Genomic DNA, 24,211 nt, shown 5'->3' with positions numbered 1-24,211 from the left:
GGAGGGTCGCCGGCGGCACGTGGCCCCGGAAGAGGCGCCGGGCGCCGCTGGCGCCGCTGTGCGGATCGCTCCGGCGGATCACCCACGGCATGAAGATCCCCGTCTAGCCCTTCGGCTTGCGCAGCTTCATTCGCTCGAGATCGCGGGCAGCCAGTTCCAGCATCTTCTCCGACGACCTGCGGGCCGCGGCCTTGTCGCGCAGACGAAGGGCTTCGACCAGCTGGCGATGGATTTCGACCGTCTCCAGGTGCGAGCGCACCGACCGGTTCGAGCGGTCGAGGGCCCGGGTGAGCGCCGCGTCGATGACGTCCGACAGCTGCACGAAGACGCGATTGCCGCTCGCCCGCAACAGGATCCGGTGGAACTCCGCGTCGGCTGCCGTGAACGCGGGGTCGTCGCCGGGCGGCGCGTCGCGCATTGCCTCCCAGGCAGAGTAGAGGCTCGAGATGTCGGCGAGGCTCGCCCGCTCCGCCGCGACCTCGGCAGCGACGGGCTCGATCGCGCGACGGGCTTCCAGAACCGACGCCAGCAGATCGTCGTCGACGACCGCGTCGCCCATCCAGTCCAGGAGATCGGCGTCGAGCAGGTTCCACTCCGAGCGCGCCCGGACCAGCGTCCCCGCCCGCGGCCGCGAGCGCACGACACCCTTCGATTCAAGGGTCTTCAAAGCCTCCCGAACGACGGTGCGGCTGACGGAGAACTCTGCCCCGAGATCCTGTTCCCGCGGGAGGGTCGATCCGTCCGGATAGCGTCCGTCGACGATCGCGCGCGCCAGTGCGGCAACGAAGTCGCGCCCGACCCGCGGACGGGGTCGAGGGGCAGACGAGGAGGGATTGGGCGAGACGACCGACATGACGCAGCTCCAGAGACCTGCTTGTGGCCGATTTCGTCAGGACCGACAACTGCCGGTATAAGTCATACACAAATGTTGACGTGTCACACACAGGCGGTCTACGCATAGCCGTTCCGCCGCATGCGGACATTTCCGGCTGGGAGGTAGGAATGAGGATCTGGAAGCACGCCGCTCTCGCGGGAGCGGCCCTTATGATCGCCATCGGCAGCGCTGCCGCGCAGGACGTCAAGATCGGCTTCATCGTCAAGCAGCCCGAGGAGCCCTGGTTTCAGGACGAATGGAAGTTCGCCCAGCAGGCCGCCAAGGAGAAGGGCTTCACCCTCGTCGAGATCGGCGCGCAGGACGGCGAGAAGGTCCAGTCGGCGATCGACAATCTCGGCGCCCAGGGCGCCCAGGGCTTCATCATCTGCACGCCCGACGTGAAGCTCGGTCCCGGAATTGCGGCCAAGGCCGCAGCCAACGATCTCAAGCTGATGACGGTGGACGATCGCCTCGTCGACAACGAGGGAAAGCCCATCGAGAGCGTCCCGCACATGGGCATCTCGGCGACGAAGATCGGCGAGACCGTCGGCCAGGCGATCGCCGACGAGATCAAGAGCCGCGGCTGGGACATGTCGCAAGTCGGCATGATCAAGGTGTCCTACGACCAGCTCCCGACCGCCGTCGACCGGGTCGAGGGTGCGACGTCCGTGCTGCAGAAGGCGGGCTTCCCGGCCGATCACATCTTCAACGCGCCGCAGGCGAAGACCGACACGGAGGCAGCCCTCAACGCGGCGACCACCGTGATCAACGCCCATCCCGACATCAAGCACTGGGTTGCGGTCGGCCTCAACGACGAGGCGGTGCTCGGCGCGGTTCGCGCGACGGAGAGCGTCGGCATCCCGCCGGAGAACGTGATCGGCGTCGGCATCGGCGGCGCGGACTCGGCGATCAACGAGTTCAAGAAGCCGAACCCGACGGGCTTCTTCGGAACGGTGATCATCAGTCCGAAGCGGCACGGCTATGAAACCGCGCTCGACATGTACGACTGGATCGCCAACGGCAAGGAGCCGGACAAGCTGACCCTCACGAGCGGCCAGCTCGCGACGCGCGCCGACTACCAGAAGGTCCGGCAGGACCTCGGCCTTCAGTAAGAGCAGGTTGGCGGACGCATGCCGGCGGCAGACGGACGCCGCCGGCGGCATCGCGAAGGGCAGTCCCTTGGTTTCTCTCGAGATCTCTCACATTTCGAAATCCTATCCGGGCGTTCGCGCGCTGGAGGACATCAGCTTCGGGGTTCCTGCCGGCCGTGTGCACGGCCTCATGGGGGAGAACGGCGCCGGCAAGTCGACGCTGATCCGGATCCTGTCGGGGGACGCCCGCGCCGACGCGGGCGAGGTGCTGATCGACGGGACGCCCCAGCGCTTCGGCTCGACACGCGACGCCTTCGCGGCGGGCGTTGCAGTCGTCCACCAGGAGCTGCAGCTCGTGCCGAACCTGTCGGTCGCCGAGAACCTCCGCCTCGGCCACTTTCCGGCCCGGGCCGGCGTGGTCCGCTTCGGCTCGCTGTTCGCCGATGTCGGGCGGATCCTGCAGGAGATCGGCATCGACATCGATCCCCGCCGGAAGGTGTCGGATCTGTCGATCGGCGAGCGGCAGATGGTCGAGATCGCCAAGGCCGTCATGGTCGACGCCTCGGTGATCGCGCTCGACGAGCCGACCTCCTCGCTGTCCGCCCATGAGAGCGAGATCCTGTTTCGGCTGATCGGCCGCCTGCGCAGCGCCGGCAAGGTCATCCTCTACGTCTCGCACCGTCTGGATGAGATCTTCCGTCTCTGCGATGGCTGCACGGTGCTGCGCGACGGGCGTCTTGCGGCGCATCACCAGACGATGGACGGGCTGACGCGCGAGCGCCTGGTGGCCGAGATGGTGGGGCGCGAGATCGCCGACATCTGGAGCTGGCGGCCGCGCACGCCGGGTCCGGTCCGGCTGGAGGTGGAGGCCCTGCACGGCGCGCGCATTCCGCAGCCGCAGTCGTTCCAGGTGCGCGCCGGCGAGATCCTCGGCTTCTTCGGCCTCGTCGGCGCCGGCCGATCCGAACTGATGCGCCTCGTCTACGGCGCCGACCCGGCAGCCGGCGGCAGCGTCCGGCTCGACGGCACTTCGCTCGGCTTGCCCGAGCCGCGGCGCTCGATCCGTGCCGGCCTCGTCCTCTGCCCGGAGGATCGCAAGGCCGACGGGATCGTGCAGAGCCGTTCGGTGGCGGAGAACATCGCGATCTCCTCGCGCCGCCACCATTCGCCCTTCGGCGTGGTCCGGCCGAGACAGGAGGCCGCCACCGCCGACCGCTTCATCGAGACCCTGCGGATCCGCACGCCCTCGCACCGCCAGGACATCGTCAACCTCTCGGGCGGCAACCAGCAGAAGGTCATCCTGGCGCGCTGGCTGTCGGAACCCGAGGTGCGGGTGCTGATCGTCGACGAGCCGACCCGCGGCATCGACGTCGGCGCCAAGTCCGAGATCTACGAGATCCTCTACGCCCTGGCCGAGCGCGGGCTTTCGATCGTCGTCGTCTCCAGCGAGTTGCCGGAGATCATGGGGATCTGCGATCGGATCCTCGTCATGTGCGACCAGCAGATCACCGGGGAATTCACCCGCGCCGGCTTTTCGGAGGGCACGCTCCTGGCGGCCGCCCTTCCAGACCGCGCCCGTCACGTCCGGAAAGCCTGAGTCCCATGACCACCACAATCAAGCGTGTTCTTCTCGGCGAACAGGGACTGCTCGTCCTCTTTGTTCTCGCTCTCGCCCTGGTTTCGCTGACCGTCCCGAACTTCCTCACCGAGCGCAACGTGCTCGGGCTCCTCCAGTCGGTGGTCACCATCGGCATCGTCGCCTGCACCATGATGCTGTGCCTCGCCTCGCGCGACTTCGACCTGTCGGTCGGGTCCATCGTCGCCTTCGCCGGCATGGTCGCCGTCATGGTCTCGAATGCCGCGAGTTCGATCGTGGTCGGTCTCCTCGCGGCGCTCGCCGCGAGCGCCGCGGTCGGCTTCGGCAACGGCGTCGTCATCGCCAAGCTGCGCATCAACGCGCTGATCACGACGCTCGCCAGCATGCAGATCGTCCGGGGCCTGGCGCTGCTGGCCTCCGACGGCCGTGCCGTCGGCATCAACGATCCCGGCTTCTACTCGCTCGCCCTCAGCCGCTTCCTCGGCATCCCGACGCCCGTCTGGGTAATGCTCCTGCTGTTCGCCATCTTCGGCTTCGTGCTCAACCGGTCGGTGTTCGGCCGCAACACGCTCGCCATCGGCGGCAACCCGGAGGCCTCCCGCCTTGCCGGCGTCGACGTCGACTGGGGCCGGATCTGGATCTTCACGCTGCAGGGCCTGGTGTGCGGCATCGCCGGGATCCTGCTGGCGTCCCGCATCACCTCGGGCCAGCCGAACGCGGCCACGGGCCTGGAGCTGTCGGTGATCTCGGCCTGCGTCCTCGGCGGCGTCTCCCTCGCCGGCGGCCGCGCCACGATGAGCGGGGTCATCGTCGGCGTCCTGATCCTCGGGATCGCCGAGAACGTCATGAACCTCCTCAACATCCAGGCCTTCTACCAGTATGTCGTGCGGGGTCTGATCCTGCTGTTCGCGGTGCTCCTCGACAATCTCCGCTCGCGAACCCTCGTGCGGCGCTGACGATGGCCATCGTCACCCTCGCCGCAGACGGTCTGGAAGCACGCCTGTCGACACGCGGTGGTACGTTCACCCGCCTCGTCTGGGGCGACGGCCGGAACCGCACGTCGCTTCTGCGCGAGAGCGGCGACGATGCAGCGGCCGGCGAAGCGGCCGCATTTCCGCTGATCCCCTTCGGCAACCGGCTGCGGGACAACCGCTTCGTCCACGCCGGCACCGAGCACCGCCTGCCACCCAACACCTTGGGTGACGTCCATTACCTCCACGGCGATGCCTGGCTCGGCGAGTGGGCCGTGGAGCAGGCCGATACCAGCTCGGCATGCCTCAGCTTTCGGCACGTGGGCCGGCCTTACGCCTACCGGGCCCTGCAGAGGCTCACGATCCGGGACGGGACGCTCGAGATCGAGCTCTCGGTCGAGAACGAGGGGGACGATCCGCTGCCCTTCGGGCTCGGATGGCATCCCTTCTTTCCCCGCGCGTCCAGCACGACAATGTCGACGTCCGCAGCGCGGTTCTGGAGCGAGGCCGATGGCCATCTGCCGGGTGAGCCTGGTCCGGTCCCCGCGGATCTCCACTTCGCGGCGCCACGCCCTCTCCCCGACCGCTGGGTCAACAACGGCCTCGAGGGCTGGAGCGGCTCTGCGCGGATCACCTGGCCGGAGCAGCAGACGGCGTTGCGTCTGGACGCGGATCCGTGCTTCCGCCACGCCTTTCTGTTCGTGCCCGACGCGAGCTTCGATCCCGACTGCGCCTCGGACTGGTTCTGCCTGGAGCCGATGACGCACCTTGCCGGGGCGCATGCGATGCCGGATCTCGGCGGCCTGACGGTCCTCGGCACCGGCAAACGCCTGCGCGGCGCCCTGCGGCTGCGCCCGGAGCGCCTCCCGCCCCCCTCGCCGACATCGCAAGGGCCCGCATCATGAAGATCACCAAGCTGTCGACCTTTATCGTCCCGCCGCGCTGGCTGTTCCTCAAGATCGAGACCGACGAGGGCATCGTCGGCTGGGGAGAGCCGGTGGTCGAGGGGCGCGCCCTCACCGTCGAGACCGCGGTGCACGAGCTCGCGGACTATCTCGTCGGCACCGACCCGATGCGCATCGAGGACCACTGGAACGTCCTCTATCGCGGCGGCTTCTATCGCGGCGGCGCGATCCACATGAGCGCGCTGGCGGGGATCGACCAGGCCCTCTGGGACATCAAGGGCAAGGCCCTCGGCCAGCCGGTCCACCAGCTTCTCGGCGGACGCTGCCGCGACCGCATCAAGATCTATTCCTGGATCGGCGGCGACCGTCCCTCCGACGTCGCGGCCAGCGCCAGAGCGGCCGTCGCAGGTGGTGCGCAGGCGCTGAAGATGAACGGCTGCGAGGAACTCCAGTTCGTCGATTCCCATGCCCGGATCGATCGGGCGGTCGAAAGCGTCGCGCTCGTGCGCGAGGCCGTCGGCCCGCATGTCGGGATCGGCGTCGACTTTCACGGCCGCGTGCACCGCCCGATGGCGAAGGTCCTCGTCCGCGAGCTCGAACCCTACCGGCTGATGTTCATCGAGGAGCCGGTCCTTTCGGAAAACCGCGAGGCGCTGCGCGAGATCGCCTCGCACGCGTCGGTCCCCATCGCGCTCGGCGAGCGGCTCTACTCCCGCTGGGACTTCAAGGCGGTGCTGCAGGAGGGCCTGGTCGACATCATCCAGCCGGATCTCTCCCATGCCGGCGGCATCACCGAGTGCCGCAAGATCGCGGCCATGGCGGAAGCCTTCGACGTCGCGCTAGCGCCGCACTGCCCGCTCGGCCCGATCGCGCTCGCCGCCTGCCTGCAGGTCGATGCGGTGAGCTACAATGCCTGCATCCAGGAGCAGAGCCTCGGCATTCACTACAACGCCGGCAACGACCTCCTCGACTACGTCTCCAACCCCGGCGTCTTCCACTACGAGGATGGCTACGTCGCGATCCCGGACGGGCCCGGTCTCGGCGTCGAGATCGACGAGGCCTACGTGATCGAGCGTGCCAAGGAAGGCCACCGGTGGCGCAACCCCATCTGGCGGCATCGCGACGGCAGCTTCGCCGAATGGTAACTTTCAGGGCGCGCTAATGGTCGACCGGCTTCTCGGCAAACGGATCATGATCACGGGGGCGGCGCAGGGGATCGGCTTCGCCATCGCCCAAGCCGCGGCACGCGAGGGTGCCAGCCTGCTCCTCCTCGACGTCGACGGCGACCGCCTGGAGACCGCGGCGCGATCGCTGGGGCTGCAGCCCGACTGCGTGACGTGGTGCGTCGCCGACATCACCGATGCAGCGGCCATCGCCCGGTCCGTCGAGCGGGCAAGGCAGGCGATCGGACCGATCAACGCGCTCATCAACAACGCCGGCGTCAACGTCTTCGCCGAGCCGCTCGAAAGCAGCGATGCCGACTGGGACCGCTGCTTCGACATCAATCTCAAGGGCGCCTGGACCTGCTGCCGCGCGGTTCTGCCGGACCTGATCGCCGCGGGCGGCGGCGCGATCCTCAACATCGCGTCCACCCACGCCTTCACCATCATCGCGCACACCTTCCCCTACCCGCTCGCCAAGCATGCGCTGCTCGGCATGACCAAGTCGCTCGGGCTCGAATATGCCGCGCACGGGGTCCGGGTGAACGCCCTCGCACCCGGCTACGTCGCCACCCAGAAGGTGCTCGACTACTGGACCAGCTTTCCCGATCCCGAAGCGGCGAAGGCCGAGACCCTGCGGCTCCACCCGGGCGGGCGCATCGCCACGCCGGAGGAGATCGCGCTCGCCGCGGTCTTCATGATCTCCGACGAGTGCCCGTTCATGAACGCGACCTGCCTGACGGTGGATGGCGGGCTCAGCGTCCAGCAGCATCCCGTCTAGGATTCTGGCTGCCGGAGCGCCCGATCGATTGGAGCGGACCCCTGCCGATCCCGTCCCGCGCCGGGTGCTTCAGATCCGGTGCGCTTCCAGCGTCGCCGGGTGAAACAGCTCGGCGGCCTCGAGCTGCCGGGGCGACAGCCCCTGCGCGTGGTGGTGCTTGAGGAAGACGTCGAGCGTCTCCCGGTTCGGCCCGTAGCCGTAGGACCAGAAGTCCGGTCCCATCAATGTGCGTGCCTCCTGCAGCCGCTCCTCCACGAAGGGCAGCGTCACCTTGGTCGCCGAGGTGTCGGAGAGCTTGCGCGCCGCCACCGCCTTCGCCTCGCTGAAGGCCTTGATCAGCGCGCCCGGCAGCCAGGGATGCGCCTCGGCGATTTCGCGCCGCAGGCCGGTGAGGTGCATGATCGGAAACAGCTTCGTGCGCGCGTAATACTCCTTCGCCACCGCAACGGGGTCGGCGAACAGCCAGCCGACGCGCGGGTCGCCCCGGTCGAAGCAGGACGGCGCGCGCGGCGTCAGCATCGCGTCGATCTCGCCCGACAGGAGGAGGTCGGAGAGCGAGCGCCCCTCCGGCGCATTCTCGAGCCGCGTCCCCTCCGGCAGGTCGACCGCGATCTTCTCCGGCCGTCCGGGCTGCTCGATGCCGCCGCGCACCCAGGTGATCTCCGACGGATCGACGCCGTACTCGTCCTTCAGGATGGCGCGGCCCCAGACGCAGGCGGTCAGCTGGTATTCCGGCACGCCGACCCGCTTTCCGCGCAGGTCTTCCGGTCGAGCGATGCCCGCCCCCGTGTTGACGTAGAACGAGGTGTGGCGGAAGGCCCGCGACAGGAAGACGGGCATGCCGACATAGGGGCAGTCGTCGCGCGCCGTCTTCACCGAGAAGGAGCTGAGCGACAGTTCGGAGACGTCGAACTCCGCATGGCGGAAGGCGCGGAAGAAGATCTCTTCCGGGTCGAGGGTCATGAACACCGGATCGACGCCGTCGATCTGGACGGTGCCGTCGATCAGCGGACGCGTGCGGTCGTAGTCGCCGACCGCGATGGAGAGGCGAAGCTTGCTCATTGTGGTCTTTCCGTTGAAGGGCGCGCCGACGAGGACTCAGGCCGTGCCCTGAGAGAGCCGCGTGCGGCGGCGGTCGAGACGCACGTGGACGTTCTTCTCGCGAGTGTAGGCGAGCAGCTCCTCCAGGCATTCCTCCCGGCCGAGTCCGGACTGCTTGACCCCGCCGAAGGGTGCGCCGAGGAAGTGCTTCGACACCTCGTTGATCCAGACATAGCCGGCCTCGACCTCCCGGGCCGCGAGGTGCGCCTGGGCGAGGTCGTTGGTCCAGATCGAGCAGGTGAGGCCGTAGTCGACGGCGTTCACCTCCTCCAGCATCGCCGCCTCGTCGTCCCAGGGCGCCACCGCCAGCACCGGGCCGAAGATCTCCTCGCGGGCGATGCGCATCTGCGGCGTCACGTCGGCGAACACCGTAGGCTCGACGAAGAAGCCGTTCGCCAGCGCCGCGTCCTCCGGATGCTTGCCGCCGTTGACGAGGCGGGCACCTTCGGACCTCGCGCTCTCGATATAGGACAGCACCCGCTCGTACTGGGCCTTCGATACGATCGCGCCCATGGTCGTGCCGGGCTCGGTCGGAAGGCCCGGTCGATAGGCGGCGCAGGCCTCAGCGAGGTGGCCGAGCACCGCGTCGTAGATCGAGCGGTGGACGAACCCGCGGCTGGTCGAGCCGCAGGACTGGCCGCACCAGGTGAAGTTCATGCCGGCGGCGAGCGCCGTCGCGACCTCCTTCGGGTCGGCGTCGGGATAGGCGATCAGCGCGTTCTTGCCGCCGAGCTCGAGAAGGATCGGCTTGATCGTCTCGGCGGCCGAACGCATGACCGCCTGACCGGTGCGCACGCTGCCGATCAGCGACACCATTGCCACGGTGGGATGGCTCGACAGCACCTCGCCGACCTCGCGACCGCCGGGCAGGAGGTTGAAGACGCCGGGCGGCAGCAGGCCCTCGATCAGCTCGGCGAAGCGCAGCGCCGACAGCGGCGCCTGCTCGGGCGGCTTGACCACCACCGTGTTGCCCGCCGCCAGTGGCGCCGCGATCTTGCCGGCGCAGAACATGAAGGGGTGGTTGAAGGGCATGATCTTGGTGACGACGCCGTGCGGCTCGCGCAGCGAGAAGTTCACCGCGTTCGGGCCCATCGGGATCGAGGCGCCCTTCATCTCGGTGACGAGGCCGGCGAAGAAGTCGAGCTGGGCGCTGGCGATGTCGGCGTCGCCCAGCATCGCCGTCATCGGGTTGCCGCAGTCGGCGGCGTCGATGGTGGCGAGCTCGCGGGCGTTGTCGCGCACGATCTGCGCGATGCGCCTGAGGATCTTCGCCCGCTCGTTCGGCGCGACGTCCCGCCAGCTCCGGAAGGCCGTGTAGGCGGCTGCGATGGCGGCCTCGGCGTCGGCCGCGCCGGCTTCCGCGACCTTGCCGAGCGAGCCGCCGGTGCCCGGGCTGGTCAGCTCGACGAAGCGGCCGGAGGCGGGTTCGCGCCACGCCCCGTCGATGAAGAGGCCGCGCTGCAGCGGCAGCAGGGAATCGATCTCGCTCGGGCGATGGTCGGGCATGGCGAAGGTCCTCGGCTGGAACAGGAGGGAGGCGAGCCGACCGCTCCGGGTGGAGCAGCCGGCGCGCGTCGCGTCACTCGGTCGGCTTGGTCGGATACTGGATCAGCGTGTCGAGCTGGTCCTGGCTCAGCGGCTCGGCCATGAACTTCAGCCGCACGGCGTCCGCCATCGCGTCGTCGATGCCGCTCAGGCGGTTCAGCCGAAGGTTCTCCTTCGGGTAGAACTGGTCGCGCGTCTCCTTGGCGACGTCGACCGGGATCTCCACCCACTTGGCATAGGCCTCGAGCGCCTTCGGATCGGAGTACATCCAGTCCAGCGTCTCGGCGTAGGCCTCGGCGAAGCGCTTGATCTGGTCCTTCTTCTGGTCGAGCACCGGTGCCGAGGTGATCATCAGGCGCACCGTCTGATTGCGCAGCGACGGCACGTCGCTGCCGCGGGCGACGAGCCGGATCTTGCCCGACTGCAGCTCCGGCACGCCGCGCGGCGGCGAGGACCAGCCAATGTCCACCTGGCCGGACATGGTCTGCGTCCAGGTCGAGGCGGGGCTGCCGGTGGCGACGGGTTCGGCCTTCACCTTGAACTCCTGGATGAGCCCGAGCACGGTCGTGTTGGTCGACGAGCCGTTGGAGGAGTAGGCGATGGTCTTGCCGTCCGCGTCCTTCATCGACTGCACCGGCGAGTCACCCGGCACGTACCAGTAGAGGTCGTTGGCGCCGGTGGTGGAGTTGCCGATCGCCCGCACCGGGGCGCCCTTGGCGAAGGCGCTGAGGATGCCGGAGGTGCCGACGCCGATGCCGATGTCGACGCTGCCGGACAGGACAGCCTGCATCGTCTCGCCGCCGCCCTGGGTGTAGAGGATGTCGAGCTTCAGCCCGTGCTTCTCGAAGATCCCCGCCTGTTGGCCGAGCTCGGCCGGGGAGTTCTCCCAGTTGCCGCGCTGGCCGATGGCGAGCTTCAAGGTGTCGAGGTCGGCGGCCTGAACCGCAGCGACCGCCCCGATGGCGGCGCTGAAGGCGAGACCGAGCGTCAGAAGCGCTTTGCGCATTGATAGTCCTCCCGGATTGATGGTGTCACACGTCGCATGGAAGCCGGAGGCGTCTCCCGCCGCCTCCGGTCGCCGCCTCGCTACTGGCGCGGCGGGATCTGGATCAGCGTCTTCAGCTGGTCGTCGGAGAGCGGCTGCGACAGCGTCTTGTAGGTGACGGCGTCGGCCATGATCTGGTCGAGCCCCTTCATCTCGTCGGGGTCGATCAGGCTCTTGGGAAAGAACTCGTCGCGGATGCGCCTCGCGGTCTTCTCGTCGGTGCCGGCGAAGTCGGCATAGATCTTCAGCGCCTCGTCGCTCGAATACATCCAGTCGACCGTCTCGCGGTAGGCGGCCATGAAGCGGTCGAGCTCGTCCTTGTGCTGATCGACGAACTGGGCGTTGCCGATGAGGGTGCGGATCGACTGGTTGCGGATCGACTCGACGTCGTTGCCGCGGGCGACGATGCGGATCTTGCCCTGGTCGAGCGCATCGAAGCCGAAGGGCGGCGAGGACCAGCCGATGTCGACCTGGCCGGTCATCGTGGGCGTGAAGGTCGCCGACGGGCTGCCGGTCGCGACCAGCTTCGACTTCAGGCCGTACTGCTGCACGAAGCCGAGCGCCATCGAATTGGTCGACGAGCCGTTGGTCGAATAGGCGATCGTGGTGTCCGGTCCGGCATCCTTGATCGACTGGATCTTGGACGAGGCCGGCACGTACCAGAAGTCGGCCGCGCCGGTCGCCTGCGCGCCGATGATGCGCACCGGAGCGCCCTTGGAGAAGGCGCCGAGCACGCCGAGCGTACCCGCGGCGACGCCGATGTCGGCGCTGCCGGAGATCACCGCCTGCAGCGTTTCGCCGCCGCCTTGCGTATAGAGCAGGTCGAGCTCGAGGTCGTGCTTCTTGAAGATGCCGCCGCGCTGGCCGAGCTCGGCGACCGCCGTGTCCCAGTTGCCGCGCTGGCCGATCGCCAGCTTCAGGCTGTCGGCCGCGAAGGCCTGCCCGGCCATGGTGCTCGCCAGAAGCGCGGCGAGCATGAGCTTGATACGCATGAGACTGTTCCTCCCGGATGTTATGTGGCGTGGCCGCCGGCTCTCCCGCCGCCGGCCATCGGCTTGTCTCACCGCGCTCCCGACGCGGCGGATCTCGACGTGAGACGGGTGATGGCGGCATTGGCGCCCATCGACAGGACGAAGATCGCGATCAGGAGCGCGTACATTGCCGGCATGTCGAAGCGCTGGTAGTTCTGGATGACCAGGAAGCCGAGCCCCTGGTTCGAGAGCTTGGTCTCGGCGAGAAGCACGCCGATCAGCGCGATGCCGAAGCCGAGGCGCAGGCCGTTGACCACCGGTTCGCGCATCGCCGGCAGATAGATCTTCTGCACCATCTGGCGCGGACTGGCGCGAAAGCTCTGGCCGACCCGCATCAGGATCGGCGGGATCGCCCGCATCCCGACCGCGACCGAGAGCGCCACCGGGAAGAAGCAGGAGAAGGCGCCCATCGCGATCTTTGAGCCGCCGCCGGTGCCGAACCACATGATCATCACGGGGAAGAAGATGATCTTCGGCGTCGGACCGAGATAGTAGAGATAGGGCTCGAACGCCCTGCCGAAGAAGCGGCTGCCGCCGAGCACGATGCCAACGAAGAGTCCGGCCACGCCGCCGAAGACGAGGGCCAGCACCGTCTCGTAGAGCGTCACCCAGAGATTGCGGTAGAGCTCCGGGTTGACGAGAAGCCGGCCCAGCGCGGCGACGATCGCCGGCAGCTGCGGCACCACGTCCTGGTAGAGCAGTCCGGACATCGCCACGACCTGCCAGAGGACGAGCACGCCGACGATGATTGCGAGGCGCACCCACAGGACGGGGTCCGGCCGCCAGCCGGAGGCGCGCTCGGAGGAGGTCAGGACGCCGGTCGAAGCCATTTCTCGATCCTTTCGACGGCGAGGAAGAAGAGGACGCTGACCAGGACGACGAAGCAGATCGCCGCATAGGTGGCCGGCATGTCGTAGCGTTCGGACAGCTCGTTGATCAGCGGGCCGAGGCCGCCGAAATTGATCAGGAACTCGACGCCGACGACGTTGATCATCGCGAAGATCAACCCGAGCCGGAGGCCGGCGAAGATGGTCGGCACGGCGGCCGGGAACAGGATCGTGCGGAACTGCTGCCAGGGCGTCAGGTTGAAGGAGCGCCCGACGCGGATCAGCACCGGGCGCACCCCTGCAAGGCCTTCGAGCGTCTTCAGGATCACCGGCGGCAGGCCGGCGACCGTGCCGATGGCGATGATCGTCCAGGACGAGCGGCCGAAGATGACGAGGAACAGCGGATAGACCAGCACGATCGGCGCGGCGGCGAAGGCGGCGACCCAGTTCTCGGTCGCCCGGCGCAGGAGGTCCGCCTCGAAGAGGAGGATGCCGAGCGGGATGCCGATCAGCGCGACCAGCAGGCCGGCCCCGAGCGCCTCGCCGGCGGTCAAGAGGAAGCGCGGCAGGATGCCCTCCTCGGCGATCACCCGCTCCAGGGCGACGATCACCTGCGAGGGCAGCGGCACGATGTAGCCGTTGATCAGCCCGAGCCGGATCAGGATCTCGACGACGACGAGGAACAGGACGAAGCCGCCGAAGCCGAGCGCCGCGGGGCCGTAGCGATCGAGGCTCCTCATGGGCGCTTGCGCTGCTGGGCCAGCGCCTCCTCGTCCTGCATCCCCTGGCTCGCCTCTTCGCGCAGGTCGTTCCAGATCTCGGCGACGTAGCGGCCGAAGGCGTCGCTGCCGACGATCTCGGAGGTGCGCGGCCGCGGCAGGTCGATGTCGATGATCCGCTTGGTGCGACCCGGCCGGTAGGTCATGATCAGGATGCGGTCGGAGAGCTGCACCGCCTCGGTGATGTTGTGGGTGATGAGGACGACGGTCTGGTTCAGCTCCTGCTGGATCTGCGTGACCTTGTCGCCGAGCAGGAGCCGGGTCTGCTCGTCGAGCGCCGCGAAGGGCTCGTCCATCAGGAGAAGCTTCGGCTGGAAGGCGAGCGTGCGAGCGATGGCCACGCGCTGGCGCATGCCGCCCGACAGCTCCGCCGGGAAGCGCTTCTCGAAGCCCTGCAGGCCCACCAGCTTGATGAAGTGCTGCGCCCGCTCCAGCCGCTCGGCCTTGCCGACGCCCTGGATTTCCAGCGGAAACGCGACGTTCTCCTCGACGGTGCGCCAGGGGAACGTTGACTCCTCCTGGAAGACCATGCCGATCGAGGGGTGCGGGCCGTTCACCCGCTCGCCGGCGACCGCGATCTCGCCCTCGGTGATAGAGAGCAGCCCGCCGATCATGTTGAACAGGGTCGACTTGCCGCAGCCGGACGGGCCGATGACCGAGACGAACTCGCCCTGGCGCACGTCGAGCGACATGTCGTCGACCGCCGTCACCTTGCCTTGCGGCGTCTCGAAGCTCTTGACGACGTGGTCGACGGTGAGGATCGGCTGGCCGCCCGTCGCTGCCGCAGCGCCCTTGCGCGAGACCTGGTGGAGGTTGGTGGCGGTGCTCATGCCTTGCTCCCGCTCTCGCGCGTCAGCGCGCCCGCCATCGCCGGCGTGTAGCCCGGCTCGACCCTGACATCGACCACGGCGACCCCGCCCTGCTCCACCGCGCGGATCGCATCCGCGAACGCCGCGTCCATCGCGGCCCGGTCCCGCACCGGGCCGAAGGCGGCGGCACCCTGGGCGCGGGCCATCGCGGCGAGGTCGATCTCGGGATCGGCCATCTTCTGGCCGATCCACTTGTTCTCGACCGGCCGGCCGCGCATCCGCGCGACCCGCTCCTGATGCACCTCGTCATTGTAGAAGGAGCGGTTGTTGGCGACGACGACGAGCAGCGGGATGCGGTAGTGAACCGCCGTCCAGAGCGCCGTGACGCCCATCAGGAAGTCGCCGTCGCCGCAGATCGCGATCGGCAGGCGGCCCATGCCGCGCAGCGCCAGCGCCGCGCCGACGGAAATGCCGGGCCCGCCGCCGATGCCGCCGCCGCCGTCCGACCCCAGGAAGTCGAGCGGGTGACGGAAGGGCCAGAAGGCGCCGTCCCAGGAGAGCGGCAGGTGCAGGAGCGACATCGCCCTGTCGCCGACGGCCCGCTTCAGCTGGCGGGCGAGATCCGGCACGCCGAGCGGCGCCTGCGGGTCCGCCGGCACGGCGATCTCGGGCTGCGGCGCCGGCCGGTACGTCCCGGACGGAGACAGGTCCATCTCGCGGCACAGTTCGGCGACGAGCGCATCGGGATCGGCGGCGATGTATGCGTCCACCGGCGTCAGCGCCTGATGGTCCATGCTCCAGCCGTTGTGAATGTGGTGGTCGAGCGAGACATGGACGATCTGCGCACCGGGCCTCTTCGCCGCCGGGAGCACGCCTTGCAGCACCACCCAGTCGAGCGACAGGACGAGATCGGCTTCGTCGAGCGCCGCCTGCGCCTGCGGCAGCGGGAAGACGCCCGGAGGCGCGAGCGACAGCGGGTGGTCGGTCGGGAAGCCGGCGCCGATCTTCAGGTCGGTGAGGACCCGCGCCCCGGTCGCCTCGGCCAGCGCGATGCGCTGCGCCCATCCTGCCTCGGACCGCGAGACGCGGCCGACGAGGATCACCGGCCGGCGGGCCGACTTCAGGCGGCGCGCGAGGTCGGCGACGGCGCCGGCGCCCGGCGAGTAGTCGACATGCGGCATCAGCCGGTCGAGCTGGATGTCCGGGAGCGGCTCGGCGAGCGGCGCCTCCTGCATGCCGGCATCGAGGTTGACGTAGGTCGGACCCTGCGGGATCGTCTCGGCGATCCACTTCGCCCGGGCCAGAGCCTCCCGCGCGGCGCCCGGCGAGGCCGGCTGATCGTCCCACTTGACGTAGTTGCGCACGATCGCGCCCTGGTCGCGCGCCGTGTGGATCCAGTCGATCCAGGGCCTGCGGTGCATGGCGTCGACCGGACCGGTGGCGCCGAAGACGACCATCGGCATGCGATCGCACCAGGCATTGAAGATCGCCATCGTGGCGTGGAACAGCCCGACATTGGAGTGGACCGCGACGGCCATCGCCTTGCCGGTGACCTTCGCCCAGCCCTGCGCGATCGCCACCGCATGCTCCTCGTGCAGGCAGAGCAGCATCTGCGGCTCCTCGTTGCCGAGGTGGTTGACGAGACTGTCGTGGAAGCCGCGGAAGCTCGCCCCGGGGTTCAGCGCGATATAGGGGATGTCGAGCGCGCCCAGCGTGTCGGCGACGACGTCGCTGCCGAACAGCTGAGCATCGTGGTGCTCGATGGGGCGCTCGATCAGGCGGGACGCGTCGCCGCCGCCGGAGAGACCCCGGTCCTGAATGGTCATCGGTACTCCTCCCAGACCGCCGAAGCGGATGTCTCAGCCGGCGACGGCCTCCACCGTCGCCGCTGCCGTCGAGCCGCCCGCCCTGCGGCTCCAATAGTCCCAGGCCCGCTCCAGCACCGGCTGGCGCAGATTGAATTCGGCCGACAGCGCAGTCTCGCGCTCGGTCAGCGGATCGACGGGACCGAGGCCTTGCGCGGCCAGAAGCAGGGCGGCGTTGCGGCAGAGCTGGATGGTGCGGAACACCATCTCCTTGAGGCTCCGCCCGGCCACCACCGCGCCGTGATTGGCCATCAGCACCGCCCAGTCGCCCTGCATGGCGCGGGCGAGCGAGTCGCCCTCCTCCGGCCTGCCGACGATGAGGTTGGTGTCGCCGAAGTCGTCGCGGCTCGACCAGAACTGCACCGGGCCGACGGTGGCGCAGAGATGCGACACCGGCGTGATCGGCTTGCCGGTGATGCAGAACGGCATGATGGACGGGGCGTGGAAGTGGCAGACCGCGCCGATGTCGGGCCGCATCTGGTAGAGCGAGCCGTGGATCACCCGCTCGGAATAGCTCGCCGGGCCGTGGGGATCGACCGGGCGGGAATCGAGCGTGAAGCGCAGGATGTCGTCGGCCTCGACCACCTCGGGGCTGCGGGCGCGGGCCAGCAGGTAATGGCCGGAGCTGTCGGGGTCGCGCAGGCTGACATGGCCGAAGGCGTCGAGCACGTCCTCGTGCGCCAGGATGTGGTTCGCCAGGACCAGGTCATGGACCGGCTGCAAAGTGCGCTGCACCGTTTTCTCCTCCCGAGACCGGGGCGTTCCGCCCTCTGATCGCCGGCAGGAAATCGCAAGCCCGCCAGACTGTCCAATACATGTTTCTGCTGCAGTCAGACCGAAATGGTTTGACCGGCATTGGGTTTCGATAGAGGCTCGGCGGCGGGAGGATCGATCGTGCGCTTCAGGCAGCTGGAGTTCTTCGTCGCCGTTTGCGACACCGGCAGCATCACGCAGGCCGCCGCCGCGCTGCATGTGGCGCAGCCGGCGCTCGGCCTGCAGCTGAAGGCGCTCGAGGAGCAGCTCGGCGTCACGCTGCTCGAGCGCACGCGCCGCGGCGCCCGGCCGACCGAGGCCGGCGCAATCTTTCTCGAAGAGGCGCGCCACATCCTGCGCCGGCTCACCGACGTGCAGCGGCGGCTGCGCGAGACGGCGGCCGAGGAGCTGCGCACGATCACGCTCGGCCTCACCCCGAGCCTGACGACCGTGTTGACGAGCCGCCTCGTCCAGCTCGTCGCCGAGGAGCTTCCGCAGATCCGGCTGCAGATCTTCGAGGAGTTCAGCCACACGCTGCTGGAACGGCTCGGCCGCGACCGGCTCGACCTCGCGCTCGCCTATTCGGTGCCGGACGAGACCGGGCTCGACTGCCGGCCGCTGCTGGAGGAGGTGCTGTTCTTCGTCTGCGCGCCCGCCTCGCCCTTCGACCGCCGGGAGCCCATGCCCTTTGCCGATCTCGCCCGGCCGAACTTCGTGATGCCGAGCGAGCGCGACTTCATCCGGCAGCTCGTCGAGGAGACGATGGCCGAGAACCGCACGACGCTGAAGATCCCCTATCAGGTCGAATCGATGCCCGCGATGAAGGAGCTGATCGCGCGGGGCATGGCCTGCGGCATCCTGCCCTTCGGCACCATCGCGCGCGAGGTCGAGGCCGGCACGCTGGTCGCCCGCCCGATCACCGCGCCTTCGATCACCCGCACGCTCTACATGGCGCGCAGCGCGGACGTCGAGCCGACGGCGAGCGAGCGCCAGCTGATGCGCGTCGTCACCGACCTTCTCGAAGCGGTCTGCCGGGAGAACGATGCCTTCTCCCTTGTGTCGGTGCCGTCCGGGCCGACGGTGAGCGCCGTCAGGCGCTGAACCAGGCCTTGCCGAGCGGCCGCGACCGCCGCTCCAGCGCGGCGATCGAGGCTTGCCGGTCGGCGATCGGCCGCCAGTCACGCTGCGGCATCTCCTGCGCCAGCATGTCGAGCAGCACCGCCCTCAGCGCGAGCTCGGCCTTGGAGAGCGAACGCCGCTCCGGATGGATGAAGAAGAGGTCGCGGGTCACCTCGGGCGCCACGATCTTCTTGGCGATCAGCCGGCCGGCCCGCACCCCTTCCTCCACCGCACTGTAGGGCATCACGGTCGCCGCCATGCTCTGGCCGACGAGATCGCGCACCATCGAGACGGCGTGGACCTCGTAGACGACGTTGAGCCGGATGCCGGCCTCAGTGGCCCGCTCCTCGATCAGCGAGCGGATGCTGTGCGGCGAGGCCGGCACGACAAGCGGATGCTCGGCGACCTCGGCAAGCGTGATGGTGCCGCCGTCGGCCTTGCCCTTGCCGCTGCTCTCGACGAAGAAGAGGCTCTCCTGCAGCACCGGCTCCCAGCGCAGACCGGCGACGTTCGCGACGTTGAAGGCGAGCGCCATCTGCAGCCGCTCCTCGGCGACCCACTCCATCAGCACCGAGGACATCTCCTCGACCGGGCAGAGCTGGATGCCGGGCATCTCCTCGGCGGCGCGCCGGATCAGCGGACCCGCCAGGATGCCGCTCATCGTGGTGGTCAGTCCGAGATTGATCCGCCCGTGCGGCCGGACGGCGAAGTCGCGCAGCGCGGCCGTCGCCGCATCGACCTGGGGCAGGATGCGCCGCGCGTGGTCGAGCAGGAGACGGCCGGCCTCGGTCGCCTCGACCCCGCGCGAGTGGCGGCGCAACAGCCGCACGTCATGCTCCTCCTCGAGCTTGCGGATCTGCTGGCCGAGCGCCGGCTGGGCGACGCCGAGCGCCTCGGCGGCGCGCGTGAAGCTCTCCGCCTCGACGATGGCGACGAAATATTCGAGCTGCCTGAGATTCACGTCGCCTCCCAACGCCGTGGTCGCGCCACCCTGCCGGCGAGCGCGATATAAGTAAAAGTTCTATCTGCCAGCAGCGCAACGATTTTGTTTCGCGTCGGCTCCGGCGCTAGCTTCCCGGCCATAACAAGAACGGGAGGACACCATGAAACCGATCAGCGCCCTCATCGCGGCCGCCTTCTTGGCCGGCAGCAGCCTGACCGCCGCAGCGGCCGACGAATCCGCCGCCGACTATTACAAGAACGAGACCATTCACCTCATCGTCGGCACCGGTCCCGGCGGCGGCTTCGATCAATATGCCCGCCTTCTGGCGCCCGAACTCGGCAAGGTCACCGGCGCGACGGTCGTGGTCGAGAACCGCCCCGGCGGCGGCGGCATCACCGCCATCAACCAGGTCGCCTCGGCCGAGGCCGACGGTCTCAGCGTCATGCTGATCAACGGCGTGCCGGCCGCGCTCGGCCAGATCACCGATGCGCCGGCGGTGCGCTTCAAGCTGCAGGACCTGCCCTTCCTCGGCCGCGTCGCCGCCGAACCCTGGGTGCTGCTCGCCAGCAAGGAGTCCGGCTACACCAGCCTGAAGGACATGGTGGCGGCCGGCAAGGACGGCAAGACGCTCAGCTTCTCGGGGCTCGGCCGCGTCGACGGTCCGACCGACACCGCCGCAGTGGTCTGCGAGTCGCTGCAGCTCAAGTGCAACCTCGTCGTCGGCTTCAAGGGATCGAGCGAAGCCTCGCTCGCCGCGATCCGCGGCGACGTCACCGGCATGGCGGTCACCGATCGCAGCGCCCGCGACTACTCGCAGGACGGCTCGCTCGTGCCGATCGCGGTGATCGGCCACAAGCACTCCAAGCTCCTGCCCGACGTTCCGACCATCTTCGAGGCGGTCGACGTGCCCCAGGACGGCGCCTTCTGGATCGACTTCCGGGCGAGCATCGTCGACATCGGCCGCGCCCTGATCACCACGCCGGGCACGCCGGACGACCGCATCGAGTACCTGCGCGGCGCCTTCGAGAAGGTGCTGAGCGATCCGGAGCTGGTGAAGACCGCCGAGGATCGTGGCTTGCCGATCGACTACGCTTCGGGCGCGGACGTGCAGGCGACGGTGGACAAGATCTTCGGCAACCTGCCGGAGGACAAGCTGTCCGAGATCCGCAACGTGCTCCTCTCCAAGTACTTCTGAGCGGGGCGCGAGCAGGATCATGTGGGACGCACTCCTCAGTGCGGGCAGCCAGACGCTCCAGCCCGGCGTGGTCTGGGCTGTCGTCTGCGCCCTGCCGGTGGGTCTTCTGTTCGGGCTCCTGCCCGGGCTGAGCGGCCTGACGGCGATGGCCGTTCTCATCCCCTTCGTCTACGGGATGGACGGCTTCGCCGGCCTCGCCTTCCTCCTCACCGCCCATGCCGTCGTCTCGACCGGCGGCTCGGTGACGGCGATCCTCCTCGGCATCCCCGGCTCGCCGCCGAACGCGGCGACGGTGGTCGACGGCGTGCCGCTGCGCAATGCCGGCTTCGGCGGCACCGCGGTCGGCGCGGCGCTCACCGCTTCGGCGGTGGGCGGCGTCTTCGGCGCCCTCGTCCTGCTGGTCCTGCTGCCGGTGCTGCGGCCTGTGATCCTCATGTTCGGGCCGCCCGAGACCTTCCTGCTCTCGCTGATGGGTCTGACCTTCCTCGCCGCGGTGGGGGCAGGCTCGCCCGCCAAAGGCCTCTTCGCCGGCGCCTTCGGCATCTTCATCAGCTTCATCGGCTACGAGCCGGTGAGCGGCGTGCCGCGCTACTGGTTCGACTACGACTACCTCTTGGACGGGCTGCGGCTGATCCCGCTCGCCCTCGGCCTCTTCGCCATTCCCGAGCTCGTCGCGCTCGCCTCGGGCGGCTCGCTCGAGCAGTCGAAGGGCGACTTGCCGGGCAAGCAGCTCTTCGACGGCTGCAAGGCGGTGTTCTCCCGCATGGGCCTCGTGTTGCGCAGTTCGGCGATCGGCTCGATCATCGGCATCATTCCTGGCGTCGGCGGCGAGACCGCGCCCTTCGTCGCCTACGCCGCCGCCCGCCAGTCGGACAAGAACCCGGAGCGCTATGGCACCGGCATCATCGAGGGCGTCATCGCGCCGGAGGCGAGCAACAACGCCAAGGAAGGCGGCGCGCTGGTGCCGACGCTGGTCTTCGGCGTGCCCGGCAGCTCCGGCATGGCGCTGCTCCTCGGCGCCTTCCTGGTGCTCGGCCTGCAGCCGGGCCCCAACTTCCTGCGCGACCATCTCGACATCGGCCTCGGCCTCGTCCTGATCCTCGCCGTCGTCAACGTGCTCGCCGCCGGGCTGATGCTGGCGCTGACGCCGCTCCTGGCGCGGGTGGTCAACGTGCCGCCGCGCCTGCTCGTGCCGTTCCTGCTGACGCTCGCGCTGCTCGGCGCCTACTCGACCGAGAACAACATGCAGGACGTTCTCTTCACCTTCGTGTTCGGTGCGGTGGGCCTCGCCTGCGTGCGCTTCGGCTTCAATCGGGCGGCGCTGCTCCTCGGCTTCGTCCTCGGCCCGGCTGTCGAGCGCTACCTCGAGATCGCGCTCAACATCTACGGACCGGCCTTCATCGTCAGGCCGATCTGCCTGATCCTGATCGCGCTGATGGTCATCGCGCTGGCCGCACCCAAACTGACAGCACGCCTGCGCCGGAGGCCTGCATGATCCGCGCCGACCGCATCCTGATCGTTGCGACTGCACTCCTGGTCGTCGCCCTCGTCGTCTGGGGCATGACGCTCGGCGAATATCCGGCGAGCGCCAACGTCTTCCCCGCGATCGCCGCCGGCGGCGTGGTCGTGTTCGGCGTGCTCGCCCTGCGCGAGCCGCCACCGCAGGAGGGCACGCCCCTCACCCTGACGGCCGTCCTGTGGCTGCTGGCGGTGCTGCCGCTGATCTATCTCCTCGGCTTCCGCATCGCTCTGCCGCTCTACGGCCTCGTCTACGCGCTGGCACGCCAGACGAAGCCGCTGCCCGCGCTGGCCCTGGCGATCGGCATCGCGGCGGTCGTGGAGATCCTGTTCGTGCGGGTGCTCGGCCTGCACTTCGACTGGGGCTGGCTGGTCGCCCCTCTCGTCCGCTGACTTCTCGCAAGGAAACGAACCCATGAGCCTCGATGTCACCGCCGCGCCTTCCGGTGGATCCGCCGCGCGCTTGCCCGAACTCCTGCGCAGCGGCGGCACCGCGCGCCTGCACCTGACGCTGGCGATGGCCGACTACGACCACGTCCACGGCCTTGCCTATGGCGATGTCGAGCCGGAAGGGATCACGCTGACACCGCTGCTCCTGCCGGTGGAGGAGATCTTCTTCCGCTTCCTGAAGCACGGCGAGTTCGACGTCTCCGAGGTGTCCTTCGCCAAGTTCCTCGCGCTGACGGCGCAGGGCGACGCGCCGATGGTCGGCATTCCCGTCTTCCCGTCCCGCGTTTTCCGGCACTCGGCGCTCTACCTGCGCGCCGATTCCACGATCCGCACGCCGGACGATCTCAACGGCAAGCGCATCGGCATTCCCGAATGGGCGCAGACCGCGGGCATCTACGTGCGCGGCATGCTGCAGGAGAGCTACGGACTCGATCTCGCCTCGGTCGAATGGGTGCAGGCCGGCGTCAACCAGGCCGGCCGCGAGGAGAAGGTCCGGCTGAACCTGCCGAACGGCATCCGCTATTCCAGCCGGCCCGACACCAGCCTCAACGACATGCTGCTCGCCGGCGAGGTCGATGCCATCGCGACGGCCCGGCCGCCCAAGGCCTTCACCGCCGGCGACGAACGGGTCCGGCGGCTGTTCGACGACCCGCAGGCCGAGGAGCGCCGCTACTACGCCGAGACCGGCATCTTCCCGATCATGCACACCATGTCGGTCCGCCGCACCGTGTTCGAGCGCTACCCCTGGATCGGCACGAGCCTGATCAAGGCCTTCGAGGAGGCCAAGCGCATCGGGCTGGAGCGCACCCTCGACGTCGCGGTGTCGCGCATCCCCCTGCCGTGGATCGCGAGCTTTGCCAGCGACGTGCAGAAGACCTTCGGCGAGGACTTCTGGCCCTACGGGCTTGAGGCCAACCGCACGACGCTCGAAGCCTTCTGCCGCTTCGGGCACGCGCAGGGCATCACCGAGCGCCGTCTGGATCCGGAAGATCTCTTCCCCAAAGAAGTCCGGTCCAGCGTCAAGGTGTGACGTCGCGCCGTTCGGCACCATCTAAGACACCGGTTCTGGGAGGATCCGCTCAATGTCCGCTTCAAACGCTGCAAGCCACGACCGGGACGTCGTCGAGGCGACGCTCACGACGCTCGTCATGGCCAACCGCATCCTGGCGCGCGAAGGCATCATCGACAATTTCGGCCATGTCAGCGTGCGCCATCCGCTGAACCCCGAACGCTACTTCCTGTCGCGCTCGCGCAGCCCCGAAATCGTCTCGCGCGACGACATCCTCGAGTTCACCCTCGAGGGCGAGCTCGTCGGCGACGACCCCCGCAAGCCCTATGCCGAGCGCCACATCCACGGCGCGATCTTCAAGGACCGACCGGACGTCAACGCGGTGACGCATCACCACGCCCGGTCCATCCTGCCCTTCACGATGTCGGACGTGTCGCTGCGGCCGATGTTCCACATGGCCTCCGTCATCGGCGCGACGATCCCGGTCTGGGACAGCCAGCACGAGTTCGGCGACACGAACATGCTGGTCGATTCGATGCCGATGGGCCATTCGCTCGCCCGCACGCTCGGCCAGAACCGGGCGGTGCTGATGCGCGGCCACGGCGCGACCTGCGCGGCGAGCGACCTGAAGGCGGTGGTGATGATCTCCATCGGGTTGCGCGACAATGCCGAGCTGATTCACTCGACGCGGCAGATGGGCGAGGTCACCTACCTCACCGACGGCGAGATCGAGAAGACCAGCGGCATGCTGCTGAGCCCGATGCCGGTGGCGCGCGCCTGGGACTACTGGGTGGCGCGCGCGGGCTACGGCGGGCTTTAGTCCGACCGTATTCGGCCGTTCCG

At 68.8% G+C, this 24,211-nt stretch carries 23 protein-coding genes; 12 read left to right on the top strand and 11 right to left on the bottom strand.

Going from position 1 to position 24,211, the window contains the following annotated elements; all coding sequences use genetic code 11:
* Positions 1-103: 103 nt before the first annotated feature.
* Positions 104-853 carry a FadR/GntR family transcriptional regulator gene (locus NPA30_RS12870; RefSeq protein ID WP_256803107.1) on the bottom strand — a complete coding sequence of 250 codons (750 nt, stop codon included), beginning with the start codon at positions 851-853 and terminating at the stop codon, positions 104-106.
* Between the two features lie 149 nt (positions 854-1,002).
* Between NPA30_RS12870 and NPA30_RS12865 the strand changes: the two genes are divergently transcribed.
* The 6 genes from NPA30_RS12865 (at position 1,003) to NPA30_RS12840 (ending at position 7,379) form a co-directional block, all read left to right on the top strand.
* Positions 1,003-1,986, top strand: coding sequence for an arabinose ABC transporter substrate-binding protein (locus tag NPA30_RS12865; RefSeq protein WP_256803106.1), 984 nt, complete (start codon positions 1,003-1,005; stop codon positions 1,984-1,986).
* Between the two features lie 67 nt (positions 1,987-2,053).
* Positions 2,054-3,562 (top strand): L-arabinose ABC transporter ATP-binding protein AraG, encoded by a 1,509-nt coding sequence (gene araG / locus NPA30_RS12860; RefSeq protein ID WP_256803105.1) that lies wholly within the window; start codon positions 2,054-2,056, stop codon positions 3,560-3,562.
* 5 nt (positions 3,563-3,567) lie between these two features.
* Positions 3,568-4,518 (top strand): L-arabinose ABC transporter permease AraH, encoded by a 951-nt coding sequence (araH, locus tag NPA30_RS12855; protein ID WP_256803104.1) that lies wholly within the window; start codon positions 3,568-3,570, stop codon positions 4,516-4,518.
* 2 nt (positions 4,519-4,520) lie between these two features.
* Positions 4,521-5,438: an aldose 1-epimerase gene (locus tag NPA30_RS12850; RefSeq protein ID WP_256803103.1), complete on the top strand. Its 918-nt coding sequence runs from the start codon at positions 4,521-4,523 to the stop codon at positions 5,436-5,438.
* Positions 5,435-6,583: a galactonate dehydratase gene (dgoD, locus tag NPA30_RS12845; RefSeq protein WP_256803102.1), complete on the top strand. Its 1,149-nt coding sequence runs from the start codon at positions 5,435-5,437 to the stop codon at positions 6,581-6,583. The genes NPA30_RS12850 and dgoD overlap by 4 nt, the downstream gene beginning before the upstream one ends.
* Before the next feature lie 16 nt (positions 6,584-6,599).
* Positions 6,600-7,379 carry an SDR family oxidoreductase gene (locus NPA30_RS12840; RefSeq protein WP_256803101.1) on the top strand — a complete coding sequence of 260 codons (780 nt, stop codon included), beginning with the start codon at positions 6,600-6,602 and terminating at the stop codon, positions 7,377-7,379.
* Between the two features lie 69 nt (positions 7,380-7,448).
* Here the strand turns inward: NPA30_RS12840 and NPA30_RS12835 are convergent, their stop codons facing one another.
* The 9 genes from NPA30_RS12835 to NPA30_RS12795 all read right to left on the bottom strand — a co-directional run bounded on the left by NPA30_RS12835 (position 7,449) and on the right by NPA30_RS12795 (position 17,116).
* A complete protein-coding gene (locus NPA30_RS12835) occupies positions 7,449-8,441 on the bottom strand; it encodes a substrate-binding domain-containing protein (protein WP_256803100.1) in 993 nt (330 codons plus the stop codon).
* 36 nt (positions 8,442-8,477) lie between these two features.
* Positions 8,478-9,986 (bottom strand): aldehyde dehydrogenase family protein, encoded by a 1,509-nt coding sequence (locus tag NPA30_RS12830; protein WP_256803099.1) that lies wholly within the window; start codon positions 9,984-9,986, stop codon positions 8,478-8,480.
* 73 nt (positions 9,987-10,059) lie between these two features.
* On the bottom strand, positions 10,060-11,031 hold the full coding sequence (locus tag NPA30_RS12825; protein ID WP_256803098.1) for an ABC transporter substrate-binding protein: 972 nt from the start codon (positions 11,029-11,031) through the stop codon (positions 10,060-10,062).
* Between the two features lie 80 nt (positions 11,032-11,111).
* Positions 11,112-12,062, bottom strand: a complete 951-nt coding sequence (locus NPA30_RS12820; protein WP_256803097.1) for an ABC transporter substrate-binding protein — start codon at positions 12,060-12,062, stop codon at positions 11,112-11,114.
* Positions 12,063-12,130: 68 nt separating this feature from the next.
* Positions 12,131-12,931, bottom strand: a complete 801-nt coding sequence (locus tag NPA30_RS12815) for an ABC transporter permease (protein ID WP_256803096.1) — start codon at positions 12,929-12,931, stop codon at positions 12,131-12,133.
* Positions 12,910-13,668: an ABC transporter permease gene (locus NPA30_RS12810; RefSeq protein ID WP_256803095.1), complete on the bottom strand. Its 759-nt coding sequence runs from the start codon at positions 13,666-13,668 to the stop codon at positions 12,910-12,912. Before NPA30_RS12810 ends, NPA30_RS12815 begins: the two co-directional genes overlap by 22 nt.
* On the bottom strand, positions 13,665-14,537 hold the full coding sequence (locus tag NPA30_RS12805; protein ID WP_256803094.1) for an ABC transporter ATP-binding protein: 873 nt from the start codon (positions 14,535-14,537) through the stop codon (positions 13,665-13,667). The genes NPA30_RS12810 and NPA30_RS12805 overlap by 4 nt, the downstream gene beginning before the upstream one ends.
* Complete coding sequence (locus NPA30_RS12800) at positions 14,534-16,342, bottom strand: thiamine pyrophosphate-dependent enzyme (RefSeq protein WP_256803093.1); 1,809 nt, start codon at positions 16,340-16,342, stop codon at positions 14,534-14,536. Before NPA30_RS12800 ends, NPA30_RS12805 begins: the two co-directional genes overlap by 4 nt.
* Positions 16,343-16,375: 33 nt before the next feature.
* Positions 16,376-17,116 (bottom strand): class II aldolase/adducin family protein, encoded by a 741-nt coding sequence (locus tag NPA30_RS12795; protein WP_256803092.1) that lies wholly within the window; start codon positions 17,114-17,116, stop codon positions 16,376-16,378.
* Between the two features lie 159 nt (positions 17,117-17,275).
* Here NPA30_RS12795 and NPA30_RS12790 point away from each other — a divergent pair, with 159 nt between their 5' ends.
* Positions 17,276-18,235, top strand: coding sequence for a LysR family transcriptional regulator (locus NPA30_RS12790; RefSeq protein WP_256803091.1), 960 nt, complete (start codon positions 17,276-17,278; stop codon positions 18,233-18,235).
* Here the strand turns inward: NPA30_RS12790 and NPA30_RS12785 are convergent.
* The gene (locus NPA30_RS12785) at positions 18,225-19,214 is read right to left on the bottom strand and encodes a LysR substrate-binding domain-containing protein (RefSeq protein ID WP_256803090.1); all 990 of its coding nucleotides are present in this window, start codon (positions 19,212-19,214) and stop codon (positions 18,225-18,227) included. The two genes, NPA30_RS12790 and NPA30_RS12785, sit on opposite strands and share 11 nt — an antisense overlap.
* 142 nt (positions 19,215-19,356) lie before the next feature.
* Between NPA30_RS12785 and NPA30_RS12780 the strand changes: the two genes are divergently transcribed.
* The 5 genes from NPA30_RS12780 to NPA30_RS12760 are packed head-to-tail and all read left to right on the top strand — an operon-like array spanning position 19,357 to position 24,188.
* The gene (locus NPA30_RS12780; protein WP_256803089.1) at positions 19,357-20,391 is read left to right on the top strand and encodes a tripartite tricarboxylate transporter substrate binding protein; all 1,035 of its coding nucleotides are present in this window, start codon (positions 19,357-19,359) and stop codon (positions 20,389-20,391) included.
* A gap of 19 nt (positions 20,392-20,410) precedes the next feature.
* Complete coding sequence (locus NPA30_RS12775; RefSeq protein ID WP_256803088.1) at positions 20,411-21,886, top strand: tripartite tricarboxylate transporter permease; 1,476 nt, start codon at positions 20,411-20,413, stop codon at positions 21,884-21,886.
* The gene (locus NPA30_RS12770; protein ID WP_256803087.1) at positions 21,883-22,302 is read left to right on the top strand and encodes a tripartite tricarboxylate transporter TctB family protein; all 420 of its coding nucleotides are present in this window, start codon (positions 21,883-21,885) and stop codon (positions 22,300-22,302) included. The genes NPA30_RS12775 and NPA30_RS12770 overlap by 4 nt, the downstream gene beginning before the upstream one ends.
* 22 nt (positions 22,303-22,324) lie before the next feature.
* Entirely contained in the window at positions 22,325-23,389 is a 1,065-nt protein-coding gene (locus NPA30_RS12765; RefSeq protein WP_256803086.1) for an ABC transporter substrate-binding protein, read from the top strand.
* 52 nt (positions 23,390-23,441) lie between these two features.
* A complete protein-coding gene (locus tag NPA30_RS12760) occupies positions 23,442-24,188 on the top strand; it encodes a class II aldolase/adducin family protein (protein ID WP_256803085.1) in 747 nt (248 codons plus the stop codon).
* Positions 24,189-24,211 lie beyond the last annotated feature (23 nt).

Source organism: Mangrovibrevibacter kandeliae (assembly GCF_024519155.1).
In the GTDB taxonomy this organism is placed as follows: Bacteria; Pseudomonadota; Alphaproteobacteria; order Rhizobiales; family Rhizobiaceae; genus Mangrovibrevibacter; species Mangrovibrevibacter kandeliae.
The sequence above is the reverse complement of the archived record's forward strand: the minus strand, read 5'-3'. Positions and strand labels throughout refer to the sequence as shown.